At 47.5% G+C, this 12,424-nt stretch carries 10 protein-coding genes; 1 reads left to right on the top strand and 9 read right to left on the bottom strand.

The features are described from left to right. Window positions 1-21: 21 nt before the first annotated feature. Both G519_RS0102700 and G519_RS0102695 read right to left on the bottom strand, forming a co-directional pair. Window positions 22-1,062, bottom strand: a complete 1,041-nt coding sequence (locus G519_RS0102700; protein ID WP_029193362.1) for a homoserine dehydrogenase — start codon at window positions 1,060-1,062, stop codon at window positions 22-24. A 15-nt stretch (window positions 1,063-1,077) separates the two neighbouring features. Continuing rightward, the gene (locus G519_RS0102695; protein ID WP_127527668.1) at window positions 1,078-2,283 is read right to left on the bottom strand and encodes a cystathionine gamma-synthase family protein; all 1,206 of its coding nucleotides are present in this window, start codon (window positions 2,281-2,283) and stop codon (window positions 1,078-1,080) included. 334 nt (window positions 2,284-2,617) lie between these two features. Here G519_RS0102695 and G519_RS0102690 point away from each other — a divergent pair, with 334 nt between their 5' ends. Then, a complete protein-coding gene (locus G519_RS0102690) occupies window positions 2,618-3,265 on the top strand; it encodes a GntR family transcriptional regulator (protein WP_036631869.1) in 648 nt (215 codons plus the stop codon). Between the two features lie 648 nt (window positions 3,266-3,913). On the opposite strand, the gene G519_RS0102685 is transcribed toward G519_RS0102690, so the two are convergent. The 7 genes from G519_RS0102685 to G519_RS0102655 all read right to left on the bottom strand — a co-directional run bounded on the left by G519_RS0102685 (window position 3,914) and on the right by G519_RS0102655 (window position 12,326). Further along, window positions 3,914-4,393, bottom strand: a complete 480-nt coding sequence (locus G519_RS0102685; RefSeq protein ID WP_029193359.1) for a hypothetical protein — start codon at window positions 4,391-4,393, stop codon at window positions 3,914-3,916. 206 nt (window positions 4,394-4,599) lie between these two features. Then, window positions 4,600-4,833: a hypothetical protein gene (locus G519_RS47170; RefSeq protein WP_127527669.1), complete on the bottom strand. Its 234-nt coding sequence runs from the start codon at window positions 4,831-4,833 to the stop codon at window positions 4,600-4,602. 39 nt (window positions 4,834-4,872) lie between these two features. Further along, window positions 4,873-5,199: a hypothetical protein gene (locus G519_RS47165; RefSeq protein WP_029193357.1), complete on the bottom strand. Its 327-nt coding sequence runs from the start codon at window positions 5,197-5,199 to the stop codon at window positions 4,873-4,875. A gap of 477 nt (window positions 5,200-5,676) precedes the next feature. Then, the gene (locus G519_RS51905) at window positions 5,677-6,129 is read right to left on the bottom strand and encodes a hypothetical protein (RefSeq protein WP_036631865.1); all 453 of its coding nucleotides are present in this window, start codon (window positions 6,127-6,129) and stop codon (window positions 5,677-5,679) included. Further along, window positions 6,098-6,568 carry an alpha/beta hydrolase gene (locus tag G519_RS51900; protein ID WP_244279986.1) on the bottom strand — a complete coding sequence of 157 codons (471 nt, stop codon included), beginning with the start codon at window positions 6,566-6,568 and terminating at the stop codon, window positions 6,098-6,100. Before G519_RS51900 ends, G519_RS51905 begins: the two co-directional genes overlap by 32 nt. A gap of 294 nt (window positions 6,569-6,862) precedes the next feature. Beyond that, a complete protein-coding gene (locus tag G519_RS41470; protein WP_051253019.1) occupies window positions 6,863-11,020 on the bottom strand; it encodes an endo-1,4-beta-xylanase in 4,158 nt (1,385 codons plus the stop codon). 313 nt (window positions 11,021-11,333) lie between these two features. Then, window positions 11,334-12,326: an endo-1,4-beta-xylanase gene (locus G519_RS0102655; protein ID WP_029193356.1), complete on the bottom strand. Its 993-nt coding sequence runs from the start codon at window positions 12,324-12,326 to the stop codon at window positions 11,334-11,336. Between the last annotated feature and the right edge of the window lie 98 nt (window positions 12,327-12,424).

Raw genomic sequence — 12,424 nt, 5'->3', positions numbered from 1 at the left:
TAGTTCGTTTGATCGTCTGGACTACAACTGACTGCGGTGAATATTAATCAAATCAATCAGAATCGAGAAGCCTGTTTCCTTACGACCGGCTCCGGCTCCCATCAGTGTGATTGGACCTGCCAGATCACAATAATAAGTGATCGCATTCAGAGCTCCACCGACATCGGCGAGCGGATCGGTAAGCGGAATCGCTTCAGGACCCACTTTTGCCAAAAGACGGTCGCCTTCCCGGTAGCATTTGGCGATTAGCTTCCATCGTTTCCCTTCTGATTTTGCCTTTTGAATATCCGCTTGGGTCAGCTTGCTGATCCCTTCGCAGACGACATCCTCCCTCTTGAGCGGCATATTCATAACGATATTGCTCAAAATAGTGATTTTATACTGTGCATCGTAGCCCTCTACATCACTTGTCGGGTCGGCCTCGGCATAACCGAGCGCCTGTGCCTCCGCCAAAGCCTCATCATAGCTCATACCCGCTTCCATTTGGGTGAGCATGTAGTTCGTCGTCCCGTTCAAAATCCCCTTAATCTCATCAATGCGATTGCCCGCCAGAGAAGTAATCGGCATTCTAAGCGCCGGCGTTCCGCTCATGACGGTACCTTCATAGCCCCAACGAACACCGTTTTTGCGCGCCAGTTCAGACAGCTCCTGATAGGCCAAAGCGACGGGGCCTTTATTGCTCATTACGACATGCTTCTTACATTCAAATGCAGCACGACAATGATCAATTGCTGGCTGGCCTGTGCGTACATCAGTGAATGTAAGCTCAACAATCGTATCCGCATTCGTTTCTTGTATCGTCTTAAAGCTATCCCAACCCCTGATTAGACCTGGCTCATCGGGATAAGCATCCAGCTTCCCCGTTTCTTTAACAGCCCGAAGAGCTTCCGCTGCATTCAAACCGTCAGGATTGTAGATAGAGCCTTTCATCATATCCGAAATCGCCACAATTTTAGCTTGAAAGCCTGTATCCCCTGCCAAAGATTTACTCTTCTCTTCCAAAATTTCCGTCAGACCTTGCCCGACGACTCCAAATCCAAGCAGCGCTATTTTAAGTTCCATATCGTTGTCTCTCCTTTAGTTATTAGTGAGGCTTACAGGCATTTGCGTTTCCACATAGGCGATAGCCTGCGCCAAATCAGCAATCAAATCATCCGTGTCTTCGATTCCTACCGAGATGCGCAGCAGCCCTTCGGAAATACCAAGCGCTTGGCGCTCTTCCAACGTGCACTCAACATGACTTGTCGTTCTTGCAGGTCCATAAATCGTTTCAACAGCTCCAAGATTCCCAGCTCTGTTCGCATATTGCAGTTTAGGGAGCAGAAGCTTGATCGCTTCCATCCCGCCTTTTAGCACGACGCTTAAAATGCCGCCGAATCCGCTCATTTGCCGCTTCGCGATATCATGATTAGGATGTGTTTCAAGCCCTGGGTAATTTACGACTTCAACTAAGGGCTGCTTTTGCAAATATTTCGCTATCGCCATAGCACTTTGCGCCTGCTGACAAACACGAAGATGGAGTGTTTTCATGCCACGGATAATCAAGTACGCTGCCAGAGGATCAAGCGTTGCGCCATTAATCTCGCGATAATGGTACACTTTGTCCATCAGTTCCGAGGAGCCGCATACAACACCGCCCAGCACATCAGCATGGCCGCTTAAAAATTTCGTCGCACTGTGGATCACAATATCGACACCCAGACGCAGCGGATTTTGATTGATCGGCGTAGCAAACGTATTATCAATTAAAACGAGAGCTCCAACGGCTTTGGCCGCCTTGGCCAGACGCTGTATATCTGTAATCTTCAATGTCGGATTCGTTGGTGATTCCAAGTAAAGAACTTTACAGCCCTTGGCGATTTCAGCCTCAATTTCCTCATGATCACCCGTGTTGCAAAGCGTAACATCGATATTCATGTTTGGCAGAAACTCTGTGAAAATTTTATTCGTACCGCCATACGTATCTTTGACCGATACAACCCGATCCCCTGGTCTCAGGAACGTATACAGGGTGCTGCTGATCGCTGCCATTCCGGAAGAAAAAGCGATAGCCGCTTCAGCCCCTTCTAACAACCTAACCTTCTCTTCCAATGACCGAACCGTAGGGTTCGACATCCGATTGTAGGTATAGCCCGGTTTGAGGCCCATCGCTACATCGTACCATTCATCTACATCGTTATAATCGTAAGCAACGCTCATCACCACGGGAACCTGTGTCCCGCCGAACACTCGATAATCTTTTTCTCCCGCCCACACAGCTTTCGTACCGATTCGTGCTTTCATATCGATTTTCTCCTGCATTTCGTTCACCCTCACTTATCCATTTAAATATTTTATATTTTGTATATTGTATACAAATATTGGCGAAAATCGTCCATGATTAACGAATACCCCCTTGTTTCTTGACTTAGGAATCCTATTTTTGTATACAATATATTGTATTCGTTGTGTTTAGATCATATCACGGCTCATTTTAAAAATCAATACTTTTTGTGAAGCGCTTTCAATATAGTAGTCGGTTATCTTGAATAAAGCATTTTACAATGTTACTATGAATCATATATTGGAAATATACCGTATATTGTATTTTATATGCGTGATGAGGGAGTCAACGAAAATGACCATTAACAAATACCAGTCCTTAAAAGATCATGTGTACAACTATATAGCTGAGAAGATTCAAAACGGCTCTCTGCTTCCCAATCAGAAATTGAATGAAGCCTCCATTTGCCAAAAACTTGGCGTAAGTCGGACACCTGTCCGAGAAGCCTTGATCCAACTAGCCTCCGAAAATCTGCTGGAAAACATTCCGCGCAGAGGGTTTATTGTGAAAGAATTAGATACCAAAATGAAACTCGACGTCTTTCAAATCGTCGGTGCGCTTGATGCTTTGGCTGCCAATTTATCTGTGCCCTTAGTTTCAATTGAAGACATCGCGGAGATGACACGGCTGGCTGATAAAATCGACATTTCCATACAAGAGCAAAATTATACCGACTACCAGCTCTATCAAAACGATTTTCATAACGTGTACTTGCTAAAATGCAACAACAGCACACTGATCGATTTGCTCAAATCCTTGCAGACCAGCTTCATCAGGCAAATTTACTTAAGTGAGGACAAACAAAAATTATTTGGTGTGCTTGCACAAATGAATGAGGAGCACAGACAAATTATCCAATACTTCAAAGCGAAAGATGCGCAAGGACTGGAAGCATTTATCAAGAACGTCCATTGGAAAATCAATTACACCGATATGATCTAAATCGAGTAGGTCCGTACGAAGTAGCTCATAATGTAGGAGGTTCGGAAGAACTAACCTTGACTGGAAATACTTCGAGTAAAACTTATTCAACAGCTCTTCTCGCATCGGAAGTCCGGAATAAAAACTCGAAGTTTTTCAACCCGACCCAATCGCTTCGGAATATGCCTTTGATAGTAAACCGGGAGCCGCAATTAGTAAAAGCGGCAACGTATTGCTAACTTTCTTCCTGTATGTTGTGCCGCTATTATGATTAACCAGCTTATAATACCCGTTATTTCGCTAACGATTTTCCATTGTTGACTGTTGCTGCCAGTATCAGTCCATTGAATGAGTTCTGCTCCGTCAGATGTGGGGATCATTTCTAGGGCGAAAGTACCGAACGGGGGCTGGAGATCGCCTACTATTAGCCCAGAGCAAGGGCGTCCGTCGTGATGCGGAGTCTGGAGGAAACGGGAGGCAAGGAGAAACTCCCCCTATTTATGAGCTATTTTCATTCCGGAAGTAATGATAAAACAGCAGGCTGATCGTAAAAATTCCGTGAGCCAGTAATGCTCACGGAATTTTGATTTCACGAAACTTAATCGTTTCAAGTAATTTCGATGGAACATTTGATAGAATAGTCGCATTCCATCTTTGTTGATTACTTTTTCAACGCCGCACGCTGTTAAACTCGTTATCATCCTTCGCGAACATCAACTTCCAGGAGTATTCCCTGACGACTTTGCCCACTTCGCTGTCCTTCTGCTTGATGTCGGCCGGTTGATCCACCGCCGCTTCGCTGCTGTTGTACGCTGGTGCCACGGCAACAGCGTTGTGCTTGATGACATAATCTTTCACCGTCAGTGCACCCATAGCGTCCCGCCAACTCTTCGTGACCGGATCCGGATTATGATTCAAATACGAGGTCCACATCGTGTAATCATACGGTTCCCCAGTTTCCGGATTGTTCATAGACTTGGAGATCGTCGAGTTGTTGATTTGGTTAATTCCGTTCTTGTACAACCCGCCGCCGTATTCATCTGGCATATTGACGGAGTTCACGATCGCTTTGTATCCGAAATCGGTCAGGGTCGGCTTTCCATCCTTGATATCCCAAATCAAGCCCTTCGGTCCGTAATTGGATTCCATGATCCCCTCCGGCGTATACAGCCAGTTAAATTTGCCCGTCCTTGTACTTATTGGTCACGTCGGCGAACTTCTGCGTTAAGGCATTTCCTGGGGGATGTGAAAGTCGCGAATATGCTTGCCCACAAGGTCCGTGTTTTTGGACGCATCGATATATCCGTTCCCGTCGATGACCATTGTATCGAAATGCTCCTGTCTCAGAATTCCGTTCAGCTCCGTTTGGCTGATATCGATGACGAGCACACGCCGGTCGTTCGGTAATTCGAAAAATAGACACGGCGCACCAGGCTCAGGTAAGCAATATCGCCTTTCGTTTCGTCTCCGATGTAATACCAGCCGATTTGATTCGAGTTATTTATCGTTGCCTTGTACCATTCCGAATTCGCAATCGACGGCTCTGGCTGTAAATAGTCCCAGTTATTCAGCAGCGTCGGATTATCCACGTACAACCGGATGTTGGCGATTTCTTTATAAAGCCGCAGTTATTGCTCGAACTCCTGATATTGTCTATAGGCCTCTACAACAGAATAGTTCGATTCGTAACGCTTATTGACGAGAGCTTCCAATCGCGGGTCCGTCGCCAACTTGTTAGAAATCTCGATCGACAACTTCAATATTTCGCCGATGCGAGTCTTCACCTTCTCCACGTCGTTCGAGGTTTGCTGGACAGCATCGTTAAGTGCCGTCTGGCGGAGCGATTGGGTCAGCAAAGCGCCCACGATTCCGACCGGAATAAAGACGACAAGAATGAATGAAATAATCAACTTCCTTTTCAAGCGAATGTTGTTCGTTTTGTCTATCCACTTCATAAGCACCTCGCTCCCTTTTTTGACAACGTTTTCAATTATGTGAAAAATATTATTTCATGCTTCTGCTATGGGGTTATATAATTATAAAAAAACTTTCGAAAGCATCCCACCCGGTGGATTCATCGAAATTTCATGTCAAAATTAGATATTTTTATCCTAACACAAAAAAATCTACGTTGCATTAGTGCCAGCAGAGACCCGGAACAGCATCTGGTTCCTTTGAGTATAAAGATGGCTAAATTTTGCGCCACATGGTTAACCCACTCCCACTCCGGAAGCCCCAAAACAAAGCTGCCGCACATGGAATCCACATGCGGCAGCCTTCCTTCTATTCCTTGCAAATGAAGCGCCTAGTTGCAGTCGTCCCTCGAAGCGGCGATGGCCGTCATCCGCCTTTGAAGGATTCCACGCCTACCTATAAGTTCTGCTTAGGGGAACGGCACAGCCCCAGATCTAGACCTCCCAGTATATGTTCAGTTAAAACGAATGGAGTGTCAACCTGACAACATATGGCTTTTCTTGCTCTTCACATTTCCCAAAAGATAACCGGATAAAATTATATGCACCGTTGTTCCATACATTGAAATCATGAACACCGTTGTTTAGAAGGACCTGGTAATAATCACTTACAGAATCTCCCGCAGTGTCCGTTAGCCCCTCAACCGATTTGGCATAGCTGCTATTTGCTACTCCGTCTGAATCGCCGCAGGTGGTATATAGCAAATGAAGATTATGGACGCATGATGTGAGACTGACTCCAAGAGTTATGCCATCACTCGATGTAGGAGCGTTTGAAAAAGCTCCGATATAAGCGAACAAATCTATCATGCCTGGCGCGAGCACAGTCTTATCCAACCCATTGTTCCAGGGACTCTCTGTGTCGGTGATTCGCGTCGAATCATGTCGGTAACCGCCGAGGATCAGATTCAAGGCTTGCATTCCCCCCCATCGAAAGCCCGGCGATCGCTCTGCGCGTGCGGTTATATATGATTCCCTCATGTGAAGTGACTGTTATATCTGCGTAGGTTTTGTAGTTTGATTCTATAAATGGAATCAGATCGTATCTCAACTCATAATCGAAGTAATAGAATCCCAGCATATTGGTTCCTTCGGAATTGAAGGAGCTGTCCGTCCAGTCGTACGCGCTTCTTCCGTTGGGAAATACGACGATCAGCGGATCGATATCGCCGTTTACAATAAGATTGTCAAATATATTGCAAATGATAAATCGTCCGTCAACCTTACCGTTACTACTTAACCATTCATATTGATCCCCACCTACTCCATGAAGCAAATACAATACATTATATCTAACAGTAGTGTCGTTTGGGTCATAACCCGCAGGCAAGTAGACGTTGCATTTCTTCAATATGGCATCTCCCGCAACGGTTTCTCTTCCTGCTTCACTGATCTCGATGTTCCGATCCGTTACAAGCTGTCGAGAAAAATGAATATAGTTGCCTACCTTATAGGAAACCTCCTGAACCGTACCTTGAAGCTCTTCATTAAACTGACCTAAGATACTCGGCAGGCACTGACGTCACATTCATGCTTTTCATGGTTCATTATTGTCCCTTCGGATATATATTTTTTCCACCCCAAAACAAAGCTGCCGCACATGAAATCCACGTGCGGACAGCCTTCCTTCTATTCCTTGCTGGCTTTATTGCACCTGTTGAGCATCCAAAATTCTAATGATGATAACCGCCGCTTCTGCGCGGGTGCTGAAAGCTTTCGGCTTTAGCGTACCGTCTTCGTAGCCGTTCAGATCACCCTTGGCTGTCAAAGCCGCAAGCAGTCCTTGGGCCCAGACGGAGACGTCGCCGCTGTCCTTATATTCCAGTCCACTGTTGGCAGGTGCCAAATGAGCAGCACGTGCAAGGATTACGGCCATTTGTTCCCGGGTGATGTTGTCATCCGGGCCGAAAGTTCCGTCCTCATAGCCATCCACGATCCCCAGTGTGGATGTGATTGTAATGGCTTCCTTCTCCCAATGGCTGCCGGTATCGGCAAAACCGGCGCTTCCAGTTGCCGTCAGGTGGAAAGCTTTGACGATCATAGATAAGAACTCGGCTCTTGTTACGGCTGCTTCAGGTCGGAATGAACCGTCTTGGTAACCGTCGATCACACCGGCCTTCACAAGGGATTGGATGCCTGCTTCCGCCCAGTGTCCTTTAATATCAGCTAAGGCCGGAACCTCGACAGGTGCTGACTTTTCTGCCGCCAATACCGCAAACTTGGTGAAGTGCGTCACACTGCCGGAAACGGTGCCTTTCTCCCGGTCGACCTTAATGTCGTCCAGCTTGATCCACTTACCGATTTCTTCATTGTACCAGTACAGTGCCACCTCATGCTTAACATCCAACAAGCTAGTATTAAACGGAAGGGTAATAGTGACTGGTTTTTGGAACGGTCCTTCCACGTCCTTGGTAATCTCGTACACATCCCCGGCCAGCTTCAAATTCGGATCGGTATTCAGCTTTGAGGGATCGCTCAGTTTTTTGACGACTACGACAATGTCTTTGCCAATGGCTCCGGCCGGCAAATCAATGGTCACCCCATTTTGTTCCACCTTGCCGCCCTTTTGGTCGTCCACTTTAGTGGATCCGTCCGATGTGGGGGTCGAGGTATAACCGATCTGGGACTGTGTAGGCTTCGGCTCAAGCGTCAGAACGCCGAATCTCGAGGTGTTCTGATAGGATTGACCTGTCGGGTCGTTCCATGAAAATACGCTTTCCCGGCTTCCACTGTCCTGAGCATTATTGACTTGGAGGTCGAATCCGATCATGGTTCCTGCAGTAGGAGTGATTGTATCCAGCGCGATTACCGTTTCTACAGCGTAGCTTCCATCAATGAGTTTGGTGGCCGATGTATAGTTGTCTTGGGTTGCATGACCGCCAACGGTCTTCACGTTCTTGAAGTTGATTCGGTATTGGCCGTCGTCGATTTGGTAGCTATCCGTCTTTCCGTTGTTTTGGTCAACGAAGATTTCAATCGAATCCTGCTCCCATGGGTTCGCGTTAGCATCGTTCAATTTGCTATCTTGCACGACGGCATAAACATAAAGGTTATGTTCATCCCACATCGTACGGATTTGAGCTTTGGCCACTGCGTTGTTATGTTGTTCTACCATGACATCGGTGGAATAAACCGGTGCGTTCGCCCACGTGCTGTCCAATTCACCGTCGATGATGGGGGTTCCGTAAACAGCTTTTCCCGCCTTGGTAGTATCGATATAAGTCAAGACCCCGTAACCTGCTGTATCGCTGTCTCGGACGTTCCTTGGATCGCTCCAGGAAACGATGACGCCGTTGCTGCCATGCTCCGTACCGTCATTAGTTCCCATGTCGGTCACTCTTACGTCAAACTTCACTTGCTTGCCTAAGGTGCCTGCCAGTGGGATCGATGCTTGCAGTACATAACCGTCGGTGGTTTCCGTAATATGAGCATCATTTCGTGCGAATGTATACTTCTGGATTCCACTGTTATCTACGAAGAGATCGATTTTATCCGTTACGGTTTTGGTACTGTCTTTGACCGCTACACGGGCATATAGGTTATGGTCGTCCCACAACGTTTTCACTTGAACCTGCAGCGTACCTGCTTGTTGGGTCTTGATTGCCGGAATCGTATTCCAAACCGAATCTGAAGCGTTTACAGGTGTGCCTTGAGCTGTGAGTGCTGTTTCTGGAGTGATGGGAAGATGAGTAGGCGTTACCGTCTTTACTGCTTCGATCATTCCCCAATACGCGTATTTCGCTTGATGCTTCACGTCAAACGGAAGTGGGGCATCTTTACGGATGATATTATTGAAGTTGTCCAGCCAGGTATGATCGTCTGTAATCCCCCATAGAGTCACATTGCTGATCCATCCGTCAGGATTATATGCTGGAGTGTTCGGGTCGGCATGTTTGCCCTCGTTGTCCAGTCGAACCAGCTCTTGGAACAGTTGTTTGTAGCGGTACCCTTGTTTAATAAGCATGTTCTCGTCAAAGCTGGTTGTGGAGCTATCCGTATAAACAGAAACATCAAGCTCTGTGATCTGATTGTCGAAGCCGGCTTCTCCGAATTTCCGGATAGAATCGGAGATTTGTTCGATAGAGGGGCCGCCGATGCTGATGTGCGTTTGATGGCCTACACCGTCAATCGGAATTCCCTCTTTTCTCAGCTTCGTTACCAAATTAAACAAGAAATCGCGTTTGACCGGATCCTGCGTACCATAATCGTTAATATACAGCTTAGAGTTCGGGAACTCTTGCCGAGCAACTGTGAAAGCTGTTCGGATAAAGTCCAGGCCAGTCAGATTGTACCACTCGCTCTTCCGCATGCCGTCCCGCTGTCCTGGGTCGATGACTTCGTTGACGACGTCGATGGCATTGATCGGTACATCCATGACAGTGAAGTGACGCGCAACAGTTTGGATATGAGTCGTGAGACGGTCCAGCACCAGCTGTTTATTCTCCGGTGTTGCTGCAAGCGGCTGGCCCTGGGCGTCCTTAAACATCCATTCCGCAGCCTGTGAATGCCAAACAAGAGTATGCAACCGGAAATTCATATTGTGATCCTTGGCATACTGTGCAGTCTTGTCTGCTTCCGTCCAGTTCCATTGCCCTTCTGTCGGTTCCAGAGAGCCCGGCTTTGTGGCGTTCTCGGCGACGATGGAACTGTAGTGATAGTCCAGAAGTGTGTGAACATCGGAAGTAAGCTGGTCGCCAGTCACCGCAGCACCGATCTTGAAGTTGTCTGCATAGACGTCCTTCAAATGATCCATATCCGTTTGAATTGGCAGTGGTCCGGCTACTCGGCCCACATTGGACAAATCGAAATCGTCCATATAGAAGGATCTTGCATCGCTATACTTGTCGGCTACTTCCACGTATGCATTCAAAACAGTCGGGGTGCTTGTTAATGTGAACGTGCCGGTCAACTGTACCCATTGATCAGATGTCACCGTCACGTTAGATGAAACATTGGCATAAGAACTGTCACCGCTTTGTACAGAGAGCCGCAATACAGTGGGGGACTGCCCCGAAGCCATTTTTACCCATGCGGACAAATTGTATTTGTTGCCCACAGACATATCCCCCAGGACGTTAAGCAAAGGTCTGTCATATTGCTCTGTTACCATGGTCAGCAAGCTCGTGGAGCCGCCGACGGTGTGATTGTCAACCGACGAGATGCCGATATTGCCGGATCCGTTCCTACGTACCCATTCCCCCTGCCCGTTTTCAAAAGTAGATTGGATCCCCGGTTGATCAATCGACGTGACGTCCGTTAGCGACACTTCATCGATATAGAGATCCTCCGTCGTGGTGGAATTATTCGACTCAACCCATATTTTGAACCCCGTGGTATCGCTCGGGAGCTGGTACCCCTTCAATTCAAAGGTGGTCCATTCTGTGGATTTAACCGATTTATCCCCTACCAACCAAGGATATTGGTTAGTCAGCGAGGCGGCGGCGACATTAGAAGCGATATGAAAGGTGTCGGTTCCTGCTCCGAGTTTAAGCTTCAGCGATAAATCGTACGTATGGTCAGGTTTCGTCAACGAAGTCAAATCCAAGAACGGGCTGCTGTTACTTGCAGCACGGTTCGTCATCGCCAAGGACTTGGATCCTTCGGAATATGTTGCAGACGTTATGGCAACGTTTCCGTCCCCCATCCAAGGCACCTTTGCCCAGCCGCCTGTTTGGCCATCTTCAAAGCTTTGGGACAAAACCACCGATCCGTTGGCTGCTGCCTCCAAAGGCGCTAACAGCTGGGGAGCGATCATCCCAAACAGCAGCACGATTGCCACCCATACATTCATTTTCTTTCTCACAAGCATCCTCCTCTTTCTTGAAATCGCTTACAATCTATTCCAATTTCATTTTACAACTTAGGTAATTGGCTTCACATACTCAAAATAAAGAATAATCCCCCCTCAATTATGGCGTAGAATGTATTAAAAATTAGTCCTCTTACTAATAAAAAGAAATCGTCCCAAAAGGTCATAAATTGACCTACGGGACGACCCCTTTGTCGATGACTTACTGCTCTGACTTGCCTAATTCCGACAGCCGACTGACCGTCACAAGCTCTTAGCCCTAGCCTTGGCCCCCGGAGCGGCGATGACGCTCCAGATCCAAAATGGCTTATCCGATTACACGCCAGAATGCTTGTTTAGGTTGAAATTTCCCATCGAACAGAAACGGCCAATTCTTTCGGCCCCGAACTGGGAAGTTGTCCAACCAGGTATAGTTGTCAGCCGCTCCCCAGAACGTTACCGACGTAATGACATCCCGATATTCCTTAAAAAGTCCGAAGATTTCCTCGTACCGCTGCTGCTGCAGCTCCACCATTTGCTCGGTGGGCACCGTCAGATCGGTCCGTCTATCGTCAAAGTGGAACATGGAAAGATCCAACTCAGTGATGTGAAGCTCCAGATCGAGGGATGCGTAAAGCTCGATCGCTTGCCGGATTTCATCCAAGGAAGGACCATGGATGTTCCAATGTCCCTGCATGCCGATTCCGTGGATCGGAACCCCCTTCTCCTTCAAGGAACGGACGAGATTATAAATCTTCTCCCGCTTGACCGGCTCTGTCTCGTTGTAGTCGTTATAGAAGAGAAGCGCATTCGGATCGGCTTCATGTGCTGCCTCGAAGGCATAGCGGATATAATCCTCACCGAGAATCTCCAACCATTTGGTACTTCGCATCACCAGTTCCGCCTTATCTTCGATCGCCTCATTGACCACGTCCCACGCATAAACCCTCCCCTTGTAACGACTGGCTACCGTACGGATATGCTCCTGCATCCGTAAGAGAACCAGTTCTCTGCTGGCTGGACCGCCGGAAGGGCTTTCAAACACCCAATCGGAGGTTTGATTATGCCAGACCATCGTATGCCCCCGGACGGCAATCCCGTTCCGCATAGCGAAATCCATTATTTCATCCGCCGCCTCAAACGCATACCGCCCTTCCTCAGGATGGATCTCCTCGAACTTCATCTGGTTCTCCGCGGTAATGCTGTTATAATGACGGGCGATGAAATCCCCCTCGGATCGGATGGTCTTCGTGCTAACGGCCGCCCCGATTCTGAATATTCCGTTAAAAGCATCGTGCAAGTTCGGTACCTTGTTGTTCATGGATTGGCAAGCCTCCTCATCATATCCTGTTTAAACAGGCCATCTATGTTATATGATATAGAATCTGAATACACTTACCATTCACAGATTAAAGGTCT

Origin of the sequence: Paenibacillus alginolyticus DSM 5050 = NBRC 15375, assembly GCF_000422905.1 — a bacterium.
In the GTDB taxonomy this organism is placed as follows: domain Bacteria; phylum Bacillota; class Bacilli; order Paenibacillales; family NBRC-103111; genus Paenibacillus_E; species Paenibacillus_E alginolyticus.
The sequence above is the reverse complement of the archived record's forward strand: the minus strand, read 5'-3'. Positions and strand labels throughout refer to the sequence as shown.

Coding starts and splice junctions, on each gene's coding strand:
- G519_RS0102700 (WP_029193362.1), bottom strand. CDS start 1,062: ATGGAACTTAAAATAGCGCTGCTTGGATTTGGAGTCGTCGGGCAAGGT.
- G519_RS0102695 (WP_127527668.1), bottom strand. CDS start 2,283: ATGAAAGCACGAATCGGTACGAAAGCTGTGTGGGCGGGAGAAAAAGAT.
- G519_RS0102690 (WP_036631869.1), top strand. CDS start 2,618: ATGACCATTAACAAATACCAGTCCTTAAAAGATCATGTGTACAACTAT.
- G519_RS0102685 (WP_029193359.1), bottom strand. CDS start 4,393: ATGGAATCCAATTACGGACCGAAGGGCTTGATTTGGGATATCAAGGAT.
- G519_RS47165 (WP_029193357.1), bottom strand. CDS start 5,199: ATGAAGTGGATAGACAAAACGAACAACATTCGCTTGAAAAGGAAGTTG.
- G519_RS0102655 (WP_029193356.1), bottom strand. CDS start 12,326: ATGAACAACAAGGTACCGAACTTGCACGATGCTTTTAACGGAATATTC.